Raw genomic sequence first — 14,607 nt, 5'->3', positions numbered from 1 at the left:
CGTGCATATCCGTGGACAATCCGTGGCGCCCCGCCGCCCGACCTGGGACGACGCGGCGGGCTCCTCCCCCACTGCCCAGGGGGGAGGAGCCCGCCCGCGGGGCCGCCGGGTGCGGGCCCGGCGGCCGTGGGGACGGTGGTGCGGATGGTGGGCCGGCCCGCCGCCGGCGCTCAGCCCTCGTCGCCCGCCCGCAGGGTGGTGACGGCGGCGGCCAGCCGGGCGCCGAACTCCTCGTCCGCGGCGTGGAAGTGGGCGAGGTTGCGCTCCACCACGCCGTAGGGCGGTGCGCCGAGGGGTGAATGACGCATCGTCAGATCCCCGCCCGGACGGGTTCCACGGGCTCCACGGGATCCGGGCGAGGAAGCCGACGGATCGTCAGCCGCCGAACAGGCTCCGGACGACGGTCGCGGCCGTCACCGGGTCGGCCGCGGGACGGGCGGCGGTCAGCGCGGCGGCCTCCTGCGCGGCGGCACCGGCCCCGGTGAGGGCCGCGACGGCCTCGGCGGCCGGGAGGGCGTTGAACCAGCGCAGCGCGAGGGCCGCGCGGCCGGCCCCGGTGAGGCGGCCGGTGAGCCGGAGGCGGGCCAGGCCGCCGTCCGGGTGGACGTTGATGCGCACGTGGGTCACCGGGCGGCCGGCGTCGAGCCGGAAGCGGTGCCGGGTGTCGGGCTGGAGCCTTGTGCGGGGCAGGAGTTCGAACCACTCGCCGTCGGCCGGGTCCGCCCCGGTCGAGGCGTCGAAGCCGATCAGGTCGGCCCAGCCGGGGGCATTGGCGACGAAGCAGGAGGTGTCCACTTCGGCGGCCAGGACCTCACCGCCCCCGGCCAGGGCGATCTGCACCCAGTCGTTGGCCTTGTCGCGCCGACGCCGGGTCTCCCAGCCGTCGCCCATGACGGAGGCGCGGCCGGGAGCGTTCAGGTTGTGCGGGGAGGAGAAGTAGCGGTCGGACGCCGCCTCGGCCACGCCGCCGTACTCCTGGGCGGCCAGGTCGAAGGTGAGGCCGTCCAGTTCGCGCGGGTCGGGCAGCACCTCGCCGTGCACCCGCAGCCGGGCGACGCCGCCGTCCGGGAAGATGTTCAGCCGCACATGGGTGTAACGGGTGCCGTCCGCGACGGCGAACTCGTGGGCGGTGTCGCCGCTCAGCGCGGTGCGCGGCACGATCGTGGTCCACTCGGCGCCCAGGAGTTCCTCGGGCGAGGGGTGGCCGGGGACGGACGCGGCCTCGACCGAGGCGGACTCCGGGTAGTTGCCGGTGAAGTGGGCGGTGTCCACGATCACGCCGTGGACCACCCCGGCGACGCCGAGCCGCACGATCGTCCAGTCGTGGTCCTCGTCGGTGGGGTGCGGCTGCTCGGCGGAGACCCCGCGACGGCGCTTGGACTCCCAGCCGTCCATGATCTGGCCCTTGTGGCCGAAGGTGTGCGGGCGGAACTCGGCCGGCTTGGCGACCAGCAGGTTCTCGGCGTCCGCGAAGGTGTCCTCGTTGGTGGCGACGACGCCCGCGCCGAGCAGTCGGGAGGCCAGGTCGACCAGCTCGGTGAAGGGAGCACTCGGGGTGTCGGCAGTGGTCACTGACTCTCCTTCAGGCGCGTACGGGCGGGGTGGTGGTGGGACGGGATCGGGGCCGGGCGAGCTGCCGGCCGAAGGGGCGGGCCGCGGGGTCCACTTCGCGGCCGCGCAGCCAGGTGGTGCGCACCGCGCCGGTGAGGGTCCGGCCGGCGTAGGGGGTCACCGGGTTGCGGTGGTGCAGCCCGCTCGCCCGGACGGCGAAGCCGCCCTCGGGGTCGAAGGCGACCAGGTCCGCGTCGTGACCGGCGGCGATGGCGCCCTTGGTGCCGGTGAGGCCGACCAGTTCGGCCGGTCCGGCGGACATCCAGCGCACCACGTCGGACAGGGTGCGGCCGCGGCGGCGGGCCTCGGTCCAGACGGCCGGCAGGCCGAGCTGGAGCGAGGCGATGCCGCCCCAGGCGGCCGCGAAGTCGCCGCTGCCACCGTACTCGGGCAGCAGCTTGAGATCGGGGGTGGACGGCGAGTGGTCGGAGACGACGGCGATGAACTCGCCGTTCGCCAGGGCCTCCCAGAGCGCGTCCCGGTTGGACTCGTCGCGGATCGGCGGACAGCACTTGAAGGCGGTGTCGCCGTCCGGCACCTGCTCGGCCGCGAGCGTCAGGTAGTGCGGACAGGTCTCGGCGGTCACCCGTACGCCGTCCTCGCGGGCCTGCCGCAGCAGCGGCAGGACGGCGGCGGAGGAGACGTGCAGGACGTGCACCCGGGCGCCGGTGCGCCGGGCCGCGTCGAGCAGCCGGGCGACCGCCGCGGTCTCCGCGCCGGCGGGCCGGGAGGCCAGGAAGTCCCGGTAGTGGACGCCGGGTTGCTGCGGGGCGGCGGCGAGCACGGCCGGGTCCTCGGCGTGGATGATCGCCAGCGCCCCGATCCGGGCCTGCTCCGCCAGCGCCGCCTCCAGGTCCGCGGCCTCGACGGGCGGGAACTCGTCCACCCCGGAGGGGGCGAGGAAGCTCTTGAAGCCGAACACGCCCTCCCGGTGCAGCGGTTCGAGGTCGGCGACGTTGCCGGGGACGGCGCCGCCCCAGAAGCCGAGGTCGACCCAGGCCTGGCCCTCGGCGGTCCTCCGCTTGAGCGCCAGCCCCGCCACCGTGGTGGTGGGCGGGATCGAGTTGAGCGGCATGTCGATGATCGTGGTGACGCCACCGGCCGCGGCGGCCCGGGTGGCGGAGGCGAAGCCCTCCCACTCGGTGCGGCCGGGCTCGTTGACGTGCACGTGGGTGTCGACCAGGCCGGGCAGCAGGGCGGTGTCACCGAGGTCGACGAGTTCGCCCCCGGCGGCCGCCAGCGAGCCGTGCGGGGCCGTGCGGGTGATCGTCCCGCCCTGGATCAGCACGTCCGCGGGGCGCTCGCCGTCGGGCAGGACCGCCCGGCGGGAGCGGATCACCGTGGGCCGGCCGAAAGGCATGGGGGACCTCCGAAACCTGGGAGTCGAGGGTGGTGGAGCAGGGTGGAGGCGAAGGATTGCCGGGAGCCTAGGCCCGCCTTCAACAAAACGTCAATGGTTGAACGCGTGAGGCGCGGGCCCGCGGACGGTCCGGTACGTGCCGGGGTTCAGCCCGGCAGCAGCTCGCCGGCCAGCCTCTCCCCCGCGAGTTCGGCCAGCTCACCGGCCCTGGTCATGCTCTCCCCCGGCCGCTCGGCCAGATCGGTCAGGGCGATCGCGGCGGTGAAACCGGCGGCCCGCCACTCGGGCTCGGAGAGCTCCAGCCGGCCCGCCACGGCGGCCACCCGAACCCCCGCCCGGGCGGCCGCGGCGGCGACTCCGGCGGGGGCCTTGCCGTGGAGCGTCTGCGCGTCCAGGCAGCCCTCGCCGGTCACGACGAGGCGTGCCCCGCGCACGGCCCCGTCGAAGCCCAACAGGTCGAGCAGCAGCTCGATGCCCGGGCGCATGGTGGCGCCGAGCAGGGCCAGGGCGGCGAAGCCCACCCCGCCCGCGGCGCCGGCGCCGGGCGCCTCCCGAAGGTCCCGCCCGGTGGCCTCGGCCACCAGGTCGGCGAACCGGGTCAGCCCCTCCTCCAGCACCACCAGGTCCTCGCCGTCGGCGCCCTTCTGCGGGCCGTAGACGGCCGGGGCGCCGCGCGGGCCGAGCAGCGGGTTGTCCACGTCGCAGGCCACCACGACCTCGACCCCGCCCAGGGCCTCGGCCGGCGGGCCGAGGTCGATCTCCGCGAGCCGGCGCAACGCGGCGCCACCGGGCGGCAGTTCGGCGCCGCCGGCGTCGAGCAGCCGTACCCCGAGCGCCTGCACCATGCCGGCGCCGCCGTCCGTACCGGCGCTGCCGCCCAGGCCCAGCACGATCCGCTTCACGCCGAGCGAGACCGCCCTGGCGATCAGCTGGCCGACCCCGTAGGACCCGGCCGTGAGCGGGGCGGCGCGACCGCCGGGCAGCCGGGCGAGGCCGGAGGCCTGCGCCAGCTCGACCACGGCGGTGTCGTCCCGGACGGCCAGCGCGGCGTCCACCGGCAGGCCGGTCGGGCCGGCCACCTTGACCGGGACCCGGCCGAACCCGGCCGCGAGCGCGGCGGCCAGGGTGCCCTCGCCGCCGTCGGCGACGGGCAGTTCGCGCACCTCGGTGCCGGGCGCGGCACGCCGGATGCCGGCGGCGATCCGGGCCGCCGCCTCGGCGCCCTCCAGGCTGCCCTTGAACTTGTCGGGGGCGACGACCACATGGCCCTGGTGGGGGATGGCGGGCATGGTGCGGTCCTCGCTTCCGTACGGGTCCGGCGGTGGCTCCGCGGTGTGCGTCCAGCATGGGCCCGGGTGCCCCGGGGGGCCAGTGCCCGGGCCGGGGCGGCCGGCGGGCGGACGGATGAGCCCCGGCCCGCACGCCGGCCGGGCCTGGCCTCCTGGCGGCGCGGGCACGACCGGAATGGGTACACGCCGCCAGGAGGAGCTCGGGCCGGGGGCTCCGCGAGGGAGCCCCCGGGGATCAGGGCCGGTCGGACCCGCCCTGTGCGGCCCCGCGCCCGGAGAGCCGCTCGACGCCGCGCAGGAGCGCCGAGTGGTCGAGCGAGCCGTCGCCGTTGGCCCGGGCGGAGGCGACCAGCTGGGCCACCACGGCGCCGACCGGCAGCGCGGCGCCCACGGCGCGGGCGGCGTCGGTGACGATGCCCATGTCCTTGTGGTGCAGGTCGATCCGGAAACCGGGGGCGAACTCGCGGTTCAGCATGTTCGCCTTCTTGCGGTTGAGCACCGTGGAGCCGGCCAGGCCGCCGCCGAGCACGTCCAGCGCGGCCGCCAGGTCGACGCCGGCGTTCTCCAGGAACACGACGGCCTCGGCGAGCACCTGGATGTTGACCGCGACGATCAGCTGGTTGGCGGCCTTGACGGTCTGGCCGGCGCCGGCCGGGCCGACGTGGACGACCGTGGTGCCCAGCGCGTCGAACAGCGGCCGGGCCTCGGCGAAGTCCTCGGCGGCGCCGCCGACCATGATCGACAGGACGGCCTCGACGGCACCGGCCTCGCCGCCGGAGACGGGGGCGTCCAGGGTGCGGACGCCCTTCTCCCCGGCGGCGGCCTCGACCTTGATCGAGGTCTGCGGGGTGATCGAGGACATGTCGATCACCAGGGTGCCGGGCGCGGCGTTCTCCACCACCCCGCCCTCGCCCAGGACGACCTGCTCGACCTGCGGGTCGGCCGGGACCATGGTGATGACCACCTCGACGTCCTTCACCGCGTCCGCGATGCTGGTGGCACCGTGGCCGCCGGCCGCGACCAGGACGTTGATCGGCGGCCGGGTGAGGTTGAAGCCGGTGACGTGGTGGCCGGCCCTGACCAGGTTGGCGGCCATCGGGCTGCCCATGATGCCGAGGCCGATGAAGGCGATCTTGCGGCTCATCGCGTCGAGTTTCCTTACGTGTGCGGGTGGGAGGTCGGGTGGGTCGGCGGCGAGGCCCGGCGAGGCCGCGCGAGTCGGCGGCACACGGCTCGGCGGCGCGCACGTCGGCGCCATGCGGCTCGGCGGCGCTCATCGGCTCCGCCGCGCGGCCGGCTACCCGACGGCGCGCAGCTCGCGCGGCAGCCACCCGAAGCTGTCGGCGCTGACGCCGGTGGAGGGGCGGTACTCCAGGCCGATCGAACCGCTGCAACCCGCGGCCGTGAGCCTGGCGAAGAGGTCCTCGAAGTCCAGGTCGCCGGTGCCGGGCTCGTTGCGGCCCGGGTGGTCGGCGATCTGCACGTGGCCGATCCGGTCGGCGTACGCGTCGATGACCGCCGGCAGGTCCTCGCCGTTCCTGGCCAGGTGGTACAGGTCGCAGAGGAACCTGGCGTTCCCGAGGCCGGTGGCGGCGTTGACCTTGTCGACGACCTCGACGGCGGCGGCGGCCGAGACCAGCGGGTAGTGCGGCGACTCGTCCTTGTTCAGGGCCTCGACGAGCAGGATCGCGCCGATCCCGTGCGCGGCCCGCGCGGCGAGCACCAGGTGCTCCAGCGCGAGCGCGTCCTGCTCGGCCGGGTCGACGCCCTCGGCCCGGTCGCCGTACAGCGCGTTGAGCGCGGTGGCGCCGAGCGAGGCGGCGAGCTCCGCGGCGACCGGGAGGTTGGCGCGGAAGCGGTCCCGCTCGGACGGCACCGAGACGGTGCCGCGGGCGCCCCGGCTCAGGTCGTCCAGGAGGTTCAGGCCGGTGAGCCGTACGCCGGCGTCGGTGAACGCCTTGCGCAGCGCGTCCAGTTCGGCCTGCGAGGGGTCGTGCTCCGCCCCGAAGGGCCACCACAGTTCGGCGGCCGTGAAGCCGGCCGCGGCGGCCGCGGCGGGGCGCTCCAGGAGCGGCAGTTCGCCGAACAGGATCGACAGGTTGACCGTGAAGCCGTGCTGGGCTGCCGCGGTCACGTCGCTCACCTTTCTTCTCCCTTCCTTCACCCGGAACTTCCACGATCCGGAAGAGGAATTCTGTATGGTGGAAACATCTCCGGCCCGCCGAGCGAGTGCCAAGGGAGTCGCAACAATTTGTTGAAGCCGCCTCATGGGCATGCCGCCGCCCGGGGCCGGACTGTTCGATCACCCGGGCCCTGCCCGCCCGCACCCCCGCTCGCTACAGTGACCCCGTGCGATTGATGGTGGAGTTCACGACAGAACCGTTCGAACTGGACACGTTCCCGGAGCACGCCGCGGCGGCCCGCAAGGTCGTCGACGAGGCCGGCCTGGCCGTGTCGGTCGGCCCCTTCGGCACCGGCGCCGAGGGCGGGGCCGAGCAGGTCCTCGCGGCGGTGACCAAGCTGCTCAGGGAGACCCTGGACGCCGGGGCGACCCGGATCTCGGTCCAGGTCAGCGTGCTGGGCGAGGAGGACGGTACGCCGTGACCGAGAACGTGGAACACCCGCTCGCCGCGGCGGTGAAGCCGCTGCTGGCCGCGGTCGGCGCGACGCCCGTCCCCCTGGACGAGGCGAAGCCCGACGACGTGGTCCTGGAGTGGGAGGGCGTCCCGGCCCTGGCCGTCCGACTGCCCCACCTGGGCAGCGCGCTGGACCGGCTGCTCACCGAGATGACCCGCCAGTTCGACGGCCGCCCGCTGGCCGGGCTCGACCGGCTGGAGAAGCAGCGGGTCGTCGCCCTGCTGGAGGAGCGCGGCGCCTTCACCGTCCGCCACGGCGTGGAGACCGTCGCCTCCGCCCTGGGCGTCAGCCGCTTCACCGTGTACAACTACCTGAACCGCCAGGACGGCGCCAAGCCGTCCTGACGCCCCGGTTCGACGCCCTCCGGGGCACGTGCGGGCCCCCGCCCCGGGGGCTTCCGAACGGGTGACCCCGCCGGCACGGCAGGAGTGGATCGGCCTGCGGCGGGGCACACTTGGCGAATCGCACACGAAAGGGCCCGGCATCGCGGCCCGGTTCAAAACGTAACCACCAACAGTTCAACAAAGTGTTGACGGCCGGGTGGGGTCGATCTAGCTTGTCCGGGTGGCACCACTCTTCAGGAGGTCCACCCGTGACCAACCACCCCCACGCCCTTGACGCCCTGGCCGCGGCCGACGCCGCGGAGCTGGAAGAGATCCTGCTGGAGGTGTGCTCCAGCCCCCGCTGGGCCGCCGCGGTCGCGGCGGCCCAGCCGTGGTCCGACCGTGAGGCCCTGCTCGCCGCCAACGCGGCGGCCATGGCGTCGCTGACGACCGAGGACCTGCGCGACGCGATGGCCGGACACGCCCGGATCGGCACGCCCGTGGCGGGCGACGCCACCTCCGAGCGCGAACAGGCCGGGATCCGGGGCGTGGACCAGGCGGTCCTCGACGAACTGCGCGAGGCCAACGCCGCCTACGAGGCCAAGTTCGGCCACGTGTTCCTGATCTGCGCGACCGGCCGCACCGCGGTCGGCATGCTCGCCGCCCTGCGCGAGCGCCACCCCAACGACGCCGCCGCCGAGGCGGAGACCGTCCGCGAGGAGCTGCGCAAGATCAACGACATCCGGCTCGACCGCCTGCTCGACACGTTCTGACGTACCGTCACATGCTGTCGCACCGAACCTTCCCGGGAATCCCAGCGAAAATCTGACGCATCATCACCTCTGCCATCAGTAAGGCCACTTCACCCATGACCGGCATCTCCACCCACGTGCTCGACACCAGCCTCGGCCGGCCGGCCGAAGGCGTCCCGGTCGAGCTCGCACTGCACACCGAGGGTGGCTGGCAGGTGCTCGGCACCTCCGCCACGGACTCCGACGGCCGGGTCGCGGACCTGCCGGCCGTGGAGGCGGGCTCGGTCGTCCGGCTGCTCTTCGGCACCGGCGCGTACCACGCGCTCAAGTCCGCCGAACCGCCGTTCTTCCCCGAGGTCTCGATCGTCTTCACGGTCGCGCCCGAACAGCACCACTACCACGTGCCGCTGCTGCTCAACCCGTTCGGATACTCGGTCTACCGCGGAAGCTAGTGGACCGACCTTGAAAAGCTTAGGAGCCACGTCATGGCCCACGTGCTCGGTCAGAACCAGTACGGCAAGGCGGAGAACCGCATCGTCCGGATCCACCGCGACTCCTCCCGGCACGAGATCAAGGACCTGAACGTCTCGGTCTCGCTCCGCGGCGAGTTCGAGGACGTCCACCTCACCGGGTCCAACGCCAACTGCCTCCCCACCGACACCACCAAGAACACCGTCTACGCCTTCGCCAAGGAGCACGGCATCGAGTCGGCCGAGGCGTTCGGCATCCTCCTGGCGCGCCACTTCGTCGACGACACCGAGCGCGGCGTCGTGCACAGCGCCCGGATCCGGATCGAGGAGTACGCCTGGGACCGGATCAGGACGCCGGACAGCTCGGCCCGCTTCATCGGCTCGGAGGAGGTGGGCCACTCCTTCGTCCGCAGCGGCCAGGAGGTGCGCACCAGCGAGATCGTCTACGACGGGGAGTCCGTCCAGGTCGTCTCCGGCCTGAAGGACCTCGTCGTCATGAACTCCACCAACTCGGAGTTCTGGGGCTACATCAAGGACGGCTACACCACCCTCCAGGAGGCGTACGACCGCATCCTCGCCACCCAGGTCACCGCCCGCTGGAAGTTCGGCTACAGCGGGAAGGACGGCGAGGCCCAGCCCCACTGGAACCGCTCCTACACCCGGGTGAGGCGGCACCTGCTGGAGGCTTTCGCCGAGACCTACTCCTACTCGCTGCAGCAGACCCTGCACGCGATGGGCACCCGGGTCCTCAACAACCGCGCCGAGGTGGACGAGGTCCGCCTCGAACTGCCGAACAAGCACCACTTCCTGGTCGACCTGGAACCGTTCGGCCTCAAGAACGACAACGAGGTCTACTTCGCCGCGGACCGCATGTACGGCCTGATCGAGGGCACCGTGCACCGCGAGGGCGTCGTCCCGGTCATCCCGGTCGCCTGACCTCCCCCACCCGGTGGACGCCGCCCGGAAATCGCCGCACCTCCGGCCCCCACGGACCGGTCGGGTGCGGGCGGACCGCTCCATCCACGGCAACCGCTCCCGCGGTTCCACCCGCACCAGCCGTTCCATCCGCACCAGCCGTTCCATCCGCACCGGCGGTTTCTCCACCCCCACCCCCCACCCACCGGAGTTCGTGCCTGCCTCGCGGCGGCCGGCGGGGGCATCCTGGTCCTGCTGGGGCTGTTCCCCGTGCTGGGCTCGGTCGTCTCCCTGGTTCCGCAGCCCGTCCTCGGCGGCGCCGGGATCGTGCTCTTCGGCACGGTCGCGGCCAGCGGCATCCGCACCCTCGCGGAGGCCGGCATGGAGTCCGGCTCGCACACCATCCTGGTGTCGGTCTCCCTCGGTGTCGGCATCGTCCCGATCGCCGTGCCGACGTTCTACGACTCCTTCCCGGAGGCCGTCCGGACCCTGATGCACTCGGGGATCTCGGCCGGCTGCGTGATGGCCGTCCTGCTCAACCTGCTCTTCCACCACGTCGGAGCCGCCCGCGGGTCCGGGTCCGGCCAGGCCCCCGGCGCGACGGTACCGACGGCGACACCGTCCTGACCGGCCCGGGAGGGGCGTGCACCATGCGGTGCGCGCCCTCCCCCGGCCCTTCCCGGCCCTCCCCCAAGGAGTCACACCATGGCAGTCCAGCCCCCGCCCGCCGACCAGCGGATCGTGATCGAGAACGCCGCGATCGCCACCGTGGACGCGAACGACACCGAGTACGCCCGCGGCCACGTGGTCGTCCTCGGCAACACCATCGAGACGGTGGGCGACGGCCCCGCCCCCGCGTGGCTGGACAACGTGGTGCGCCGGATCAACGGCGAGGGCCACCTGATCACCCCCGGCCTGGTCAACACCCACCACCACTTCTACCAGTGGATCACCCGCGGCCTGGCCCAGGACCACATCCTGTTCGACTGGCTGGTCGCCCTCTACCCGACCTGGGCCCGGATCGACGACAAGCTCGTGCACGCCGCCGCCCAGGGCTCCGCCGCCGCACTGCTCAAGTCCGGCTGCACCACGGCCTCCGACCACCACTACGTCTTCCCGAAAGGTGGCGGCGACGTCCTCGGCGCCTCCATCGAGGCCGTCCGGGAACTCGGCCTGCGCTTCACCGCGCTGCGCGGCTCGATGGACCGCTCCCGGAAGGACGGCGGACTGCCGCCGGACCACGCGGTCGAGGAGCTGGACGACATCCTGACCGCCTCCGAGGCCGCCGTGGACCGGTACCACGACTCCTCCTTCGGCTCGATGCTGCACATCGCCATCGCGCCCTGCTCCCCCTTCTCCGTCTCCACCGACCTGCTCCGCCGGTCCGCCGAACTCGCCCGCCGCAAGGGCGTCCGGCTGCACACCCACGGCTCGGAGACGGCCGAGGAGGAACAGTTCTGCAAGGAGCTGTTCGGCATGGGGCCGACCGACTACTTCGAGTCGGTCGGCTGGCTCGGCGAGGACGTCTGGATGGCGCACTGCGTGCACATGAACGACTCCGACATCGCCAAGTTCGCCGAGACCGGCACCGGCGTCGCCCACTGCCCGTCCTCCAACGCCCGCCTGGCGGCCGGCATCGCCCGGGTGCCCGACATGCTCCGGGCCGGCGTCCCGGTCGGGCTCGGCGTCGACGGCACCGCCTCCAACGAATCCGGCGAGCTGGGCACGGAGCTGCGCAACGCGCTGCTGATCAACCGCCTGCACGGCTCCCCCACCGCACTGACCGGACGGCAGGCGCTGCGCCTGGGCACCATGGGCGGCGCCCGGGTGCTCGGCCGGCAGGACGAGATCGGCTCGATCGAGGCCGGCAAGCTCGCCGACCTGGCGCTGTGGAAGATCGACGGGATCATGCACTCGTCCATCGCCGACCCGGTCGCCGCGCTCACCTTCGGGGCGCTCCCGCCGCTGTCGGTGCTGTTCGTCAACGGCAACGCGGTGGTCGAGAAGGGGCGCCTGACCACCGTCGACGAGGACCGGATCGCGCGCGACTGCGCCCGCGCCGCCCGCGAACTGGCGGCCCGTCCGCTCTGACGCCCACCCCTGACTCCGGGAGCGCCCAGGGACGGTGCGCCCCCGGGCTCCGCACACCCCGACGGGTGTGCGGACCCCGGCCCCGGATCCACGGCGAGGATCCGGGGCCGCGGCGTGCCTCCGGCCCGCTCCCACCCCCGTGGGAAGCGGGCCGGACGATCGGGGGCCGCGGTTCGGGTCTCGTTTGACCGGGCCCGTGGACCGGGGGCCGTTGACCGGGGCCGCGGAGCAGGGCCCGTTGACCGGGGCCGGTTGACCAGGGTTCGTGGTCAGCGGGCGGCGGCCGGTTGCTCCGCGTACCGGACGGCGGCCGGGAGAGCGGCGCCCGCGAGGACGAACACACCGGCCAGGACGGCCCAGCCGACCACGCCGTGGTCGACCACGGTCAGGCTGATCACCAGCGGGCCGATCACGTGGGCCGCCGCCTGGCCGCTCATGAACACGCCCTGGTACTCGCCGTGGGAACGCGGATCGGCCAGGTCCAGGCTCAGCGTCCAACCGCCCGCCGAGGTGAGCAGCTCGCCGAGGCTGTGCACCAGGGCGCCGACCAGGATCGCCGCGGTGGCGACCGCGGCCGGGCCCGACTGCGCCGCCGCGTAGAGCAGGCAGCCGCCCGCCAGCAGCAGGCCGCCCCGGGCACAGGCCCAGGCCGCCGACGGAACGTCGTCCACATCCCGGCTCGCCCGGACCTGGAACACCACCACCAGCAGGCAGTTGACCACGCTGACCGCCGCGACCACCGCCGCCGGCGCGTCCGTCGCGAGCACGACCCACAGCGGGATCCCCACGGTGAGCACCGGGAGCTGGAGCTCCAGCAGCGCGTGCAGCACGGTGACCAGCAGGTAGCGGCGGTCGCGCAGCACCGTCCGCCGTCCCGCGGCGGCCTCCGGGGCACCGTCCCGGCCGACCGTCAGGTCACGGACGGGGAGGCCGGCCAGCAGCGCCGTCGCACCCAGGAAGCTCGCGGCGTCCAGGACCATCACGGTGACGTACCCGGCGTAGCTGTCGGACTGCAGCGCCAGCGCCGCGCCGCCGGACCCGACCACCAGCCCCGCGTTCATCACCGAGCGCAGCAGCGACCGTGAACGCACCTGGCTCTCGGCCGGCAGCGTCCGGGCGATCAGGGCGCTGCGCACCGCCGCCGCGCCGCGCTCCAGCACCGTGGCCGCACAGGCCAGGGCGACGAAGGCGGCGAAGGAGTGCACGAAGGCGTAGCCGACCACGGCGAGCGCCTCCAGCGGCCCGACCACCATCAGCAGCCGCTTGCTGCCGACCCGGTCGGCGAGCCGGCCCATCGGCAGCCCGGCGAACACCCCGCAGACGCCGGCCGCGCTCAGCCCGAGCGCGATCCGGCCCGGGGTCAGGCCGACGGAGCGGGTCAGGAACAGCACGCCGACGGTCACGAACAGACCGTTGCCGACGGTGTTCACCAGGCTCATCAGGGCGAGCCTGCGCAGCAGGGGGTCGGCCGGCAGCAGCCGTCGGACGGCGGAGGGAAGCACCGCGGCAGAGGTCATGGCAGTAGGACAGCGGGCTTCCCCCGGCGGCGGAACTCTTTTACCGTTACGGTCAATGTTCGAGTTCCATCTGGGCGTCGACGACCTCGCCGCCACCTGGTTCGGCTACTCCGCCCTGCAGGAGGCGGTGTTGAGCCTGCGCGCCCGCCGCTGGCCCCTGCGCTACCCGGAGCAGCAGCCGTGGATCGCCGGCTGGCAGGACCACTACGAGACGCTGGACACCGCACTGCTGGAGTCGATGATCGCGCCGGTCGGCTTCGTGCCGGACTTCCTCACGCCCCGTCCGCTCGGCCCCCGTCCGGACTTCTCGGCCGAGTTGGCGCGGCTGGCGGCCACCCCGCCGGAGGTGGTGCGGGCCGACGTACTGGAGGCCTACCGGGGCGGCGGGAAACCCAGCCCGCTGCCGCCGGTACTGGCCGGGCTGATCGACGACCCGGCGGCGCTGGCCGCCCGGACGGCCGAGGCGCTGGACGCGTACTGGACGCGCTGCCTCGCCCCCGCCTGGTGGCCGCGCGCCCGCTCGGTGCTGGAGGCGGACATCGCCCACCGGGGGCGGATGCTCTCGGAGCACGGGGCGGACGGGCTGTTCGCGGACCTCGACGCCAGGCTGAGCTGGCACGCCGGGGTGCTGCGGCTCGTCGACCCGCACCCGGCGGTGAAGGCGGTGGGCACCACGGTGAAGGTCGCCGGGCGCGGATTGGTGCTGATCCCGACGCTGTTCGGGCTCGGGGCGCAGACCGATGTCACCCAGGCGGGGCCGCCGCTGGTCTGCTACCCGGCGCGCGGCAAGGCGACGATGGCCGAGGGCCTGGGGCCCGCCGGCGCCGGGGCAGGGGCGGTGGCCGACGGGCCGCTGGCCGGACTGATCGGCGCCCCCAGGGCCAGGCTGCTGGCACTGCTGGAGACCCCGGCCAGCACGACGGAGCTGGCGCACCGGCTCGGGGTCACCCCGGGTGCGGTCAGCCGCCACCTGGGCGCGCTCGCGGCGGCCGGGCTGCTGGAGCGCAACCGGCTCGGCCGCAGCGTGCTGTACCGGCGCAGCCGGCTGGGCGACGCGGTGGTGGCGGGGCGCCGGCACCTCGCGGCGGGGGGCTGACGGCTTTCGGCGAACGGATTTCAGCGACGGATTTCAGCGGACGGATGACAGATGACAGATGATGAAAGTTGTCAGCTGTCATCCGTCATCCACCCCGGCCGGCGCGGGCCGTCCGCCGTCAGGCCTCGCGTCCGATCGTCCTGAGGTAGGCGCGCCAGCCGCCGTGGTGGGTGATCTCGCGGTGCACCCCGCGCTCGACCTCGCCGCGGGCCAGCAGCATCGACAGGCAGGCCGAGCCGTCCTCCAACTCGATCACGCCCAGTTCCAGTTCGCGCGGCTCGCCCGGCAGGATGACGTCGCGCAGTCGCTCCAGCGGGATGTCGTACAGCTCGCCCTCGATCGCGGTGCCCGCCTCCGGGTCCGCCAGCAGCCCCGGGCAGACGTCCGTCCCGCCGCTGTGGTCGATGGAGAAGAATCGGTAGCCGGGGGCGGTCCTGGCCGGCCCGAGCAGCGAGTCGGCGACCTTGCTGTGGAAGGGGCCGCCGGTCATCGCCTGGCCGTTGAAGAACATGCGCGCCATGGGTGAACTCCTTGCGTGGAACGGAC

General features: G+C 74.0%; 15 protein-coding genes and 1 pseudogene. 8 read left to right on the top strand and 8 right to left on the bottom strand.

Going from position 1 to position 14,607, the window contains the following annotated elements; all coding sequences use genetic code 11:
- Positions 1–170 precede the first annotated feature (170 nt).
- The 6 genes from ACZ6EM_RS05635 to ACZ6EM_RS05610 all read right to left on the bottom strand — a co-directional run bounded on the left by ACZ6EM_RS05635 (position 171) and on the right by ACZ6EM_RS05610 (position 6,403).
- Positions 171–308: a hypothetical protein gene (locus tag ACZ6EM_RS05635; protein WP_465771769.1), complete on the bottom strand. Its 138-nt coding sequence runs from the start codon at positions 306–308 to the stop codon at positions 171–173.
- A gap of 67 nt (positions 309–375) precedes the next feature.
- Complete coding sequence (gene alc, locus ACZ6EM_RS05630; RefSeq protein WP_465771768.1) at positions 376–1,572, bottom strand: allantoicase; 1,197 nt, start codon at positions 1,570–1,572, stop codon at positions 376–378.
- A 10-nt stretch (positions 1,573–1,582) separates the two neighbouring features.
- Positions 1,583–2,971, bottom strand: coding sequence for an allantoinase AllB (gene allB, locus ACZ6EM_RS05625; protein WP_465771767.1), 1,389 nt, complete (start codon positions 2,969–2,971; stop codon positions 1,583–1,585).
- 146 nt (positions 2,972–3,117) lie between these two features.
- Positions 3,118–4,260 (bottom strand): glycerate kinase, encoded by a 1,143-nt coding sequence (locus tag ACZ6EM_RS05620; protein WP_465771766.1) that lies wholly within the window; start codon positions 4,258–4,260, stop codon positions 3,118–3,120.
- A gap of 235 nt (positions 4,261–4,495) precedes the next feature.
- Entirely contained in the window at positions 4,496–5,404 is a 909-nt protein-coding gene (locus tag ACZ6EM_RS05615; protein ID WP_465771765.1) for a 2-hydroxy-3-oxopropionate reductase, read from the bottom strand.
- Between the two features lie 153 nt (positions 5,405–5,557).
- On the bottom strand, positions 5,558–6,403 hold the full coding sequence (locus ACZ6EM_RS05610; protein ID WP_465771764.1) for a TIM barrel protein: 846 nt from the start codon (positions 6,401–6,403) through the stop codon (positions 5,558–5,560).
- A gap of 206 nt (positions 6,404–6,609) precedes the next feature.
- Here ACZ6EM_RS05610 and ACZ6EM_RS05605 point away from each other — a divergent pair, with 206 nt between their 5' ends.
- The 7 genes and pseudogenes from ACZ6EM_RS05605 (at position 6,610) to ACZ6EM_RS05575 (ending at position 11,448) form a co-directional block, all read left to right on the top strand.
- Entirely contained in the window at positions 6,610–6,864 is a 255-nt protein-coding gene (locus ACZ6EM_RS05605) for a thiamine-binding protein (protein ID WP_359911788.1), read from the top strand.
- A complete protein-coding gene (locus ACZ6EM_RS05600; RefSeq protein ID WP_452177457.1) occupies positions 6,861–7,241 on the top strand; it encodes a helix-turn-helix domain-containing protein in 381 nt (126 codons plus the stop codon). The genes ACZ6EM_RS05605 and ACZ6EM_RS05600 overlap by 4 nt, the downstream gene beginning before the upstream one ends.
- Before the next feature lie 248 nt (positions 7,242–7,489).
- Positions 7,490–7,993 carry a 2-oxo-4-hydroxy-4-carboxy-5-ureidoimidazoline decarboxylase gene (uraD, locus tag ACZ6EM_RS05595; protein ID WP_401052014.1) on the top strand — a complete coding sequence of 168 codons (504 nt, stop codon included), beginning with the start codon at positions 7,490–7,492 and terminating at the stop codon, positions 7,991–7,993.
- Between the two features lie 95 nt (positions 7,994–8,088).
- On the top strand, positions 8,089–8,424 hold the full coding sequence (gene uraH, locus ACZ6EM_RS05590) for a hydroxyisourate hydrolase (protein WP_359911797.1): 336 nt from the start codon (positions 8,089–8,091) through the stop codon (positions 8,422–8,424).
- 33 nt (positions 8,425–8,457) lie between these two features.
- Positions 8,458–9,378 carry a factor-independent urate hydroxylase gene (gene pucL, locus ACZ6EM_RS05585; RefSeq protein WP_401052017.1) on the top strand — a complete coding sequence of 307 codons (921 nt, stop codon included), beginning with the start codon at positions 8,458–8,460 and terminating at the stop codon, positions 9,376–9,378.
- Positions 9,379–9,579: 201 nt separating this feature from the next.
- A pseudogene (locus ACZ6EM_RS05580) lies at positions 9,580–10,102 on the top strand (solute carrier family 23 protein); the annotation flags it as partial.
- Positions 10,063–11,448, top strand: coding sequence for an 8-oxoguanine deaminase (locus tag ACZ6EM_RS05575; RefSeq protein WP_401056167.1), 1,386 nt, complete (start codon positions 10,063–10,065; stop codon positions 11,446–11,448). The pseudogene ACZ6EM_RS05580 and the gene ACZ6EM_RS05575, both read left to right, overlap by 40 nt.
- A gap of 269 nt (positions 11,449–11,717) precedes the next feature.
- Here ACZ6EM_RS05575 and ACZ6EM_RS05570 read toward each other — a convergent pair whose 3' ends face one another.
- Positions 11,718–12,965 (bottom strand): MFS transporter, encoded by a 1,248-nt coding sequence (locus ACZ6EM_RS05570; RefSeq protein WP_465771763.1) that lies wholly within the window; start codon positions 12,963–12,965, stop codon positions 11,718–11,720.
- A gap of 55 nt (positions 12,966–13,020) precedes the next feature.
- Here ACZ6EM_RS05570 and ACZ6EM_RS05565 point away from each other — a divergent pair, with 55 nt between their 5' ends.
- Positions 13,021–14,061: a helix-turn-helix domain-containing protein gene (locus ACZ6EM_RS05565; protein WP_465771762.1), complete on the top strand. Its 1,041-nt coding sequence runs from the start codon at positions 13,021–13,023 to the stop codon at positions 14,059–14,061.
- A gap of 118 nt (positions 14,062–14,179) precedes the next feature.
- On the opposite strand, the gene ACZ6EM_RS05560 is transcribed toward ACZ6EM_RS05565, so the two are convergent.
- Positions 14,180–14,581 carry an allophanate hydrolase-related protein gene (locus ACZ6EM_RS05560; protein WP_359898542.1) on the bottom strand — a complete coding sequence of 134 codons (402 nt, stop codon included), beginning with the start codon at positions 14,579–14,581 and terminating at the stop codon, positions 14,180–14,182.
- Positions 14,582–14,607: the final 26 nt, after the last annotated feature.

This window comes from Kitasatospora sp. NPDC041917 (assembly GCF_055589745.1).
The sequence above is the reverse complement of the archived record's forward strand: the minus strand, read 5'-3'. Positions and strand labels throughout refer to the sequence as shown.

Bases quoted from the DNA above. Each gene is read 5' to 3' on its own strand.
- ACZ6EM_RS05575 (WP_401056167.1), top strand. From the start codon at position 10,063: ATGGCAGTCCAGCCCCCGCCCGCCGACCAGCGGATCGTGATCGAGAAC.
- ACZ6EM_RS05620 (WP_465771766.1), bottom strand. From the start codon at position 4,260: ATGCCCGCCATCCCCCACCAGGGCCATGTGGTCGTCGCCCCCGACAAG.
- ACZ6EM_RS05615 (WP_465771765.1), bottom strand. From the start codon at position 5,404: ATGAGCCGCAAGATCGCCTTCATCGGCCTCGGCATCATGGGCAGCCCG.
- allB (WP_465771767.1), bottom strand. From the start codon at position 2,971: ATGCCTTTCGGCCGGCCCACGGTGATCCGCTCCCGCCGGGCGGTCCTG.
- ACZ6EM_RS05570 (WP_465771763.1), bottom strand. From the start codon at position 12,965: ATGACCTCTGCCGCGGTGCTTCCCTCCGCCGTCCGACGGCTGCTGCCG.
- ACZ6EM_RS05635 (WP_465771769.1), bottom strand. From the start codon at position 308: ATGCGTCATTCACCCCTCGGCGCACCGCCCTACGGCGTGGTGGAGCGC.
- uraH (WP_359911797.1), top strand. From the start codon at position 8,089: ATGACCGGCATCTCCACCCACGTGCTCGACACCAGCCTCGGCCGGCCG.
- ACZ6EM_RS05560 (WP_359898542.1), bottom strand. From the start codon at position 14,581: ATGGCGCGCATGTTCTTCAACGGCCAGGCGATGACCGGCGGCCCCTTC.
- ACZ6EM_RS05565 (WP_465771762.1), top strand. From the start codon at position 13,021: ATGTTCGAGTTCCATCTGGGCGTCGACGACCTCGCCGCCACCTGGTTC.
- pucL (WP_401052017.1), top strand. From the start codon at position 8,458: ATGGCCCACGTGCTCGGTCAGAACCAGTACGGCAAGGCGGAGAACCGC.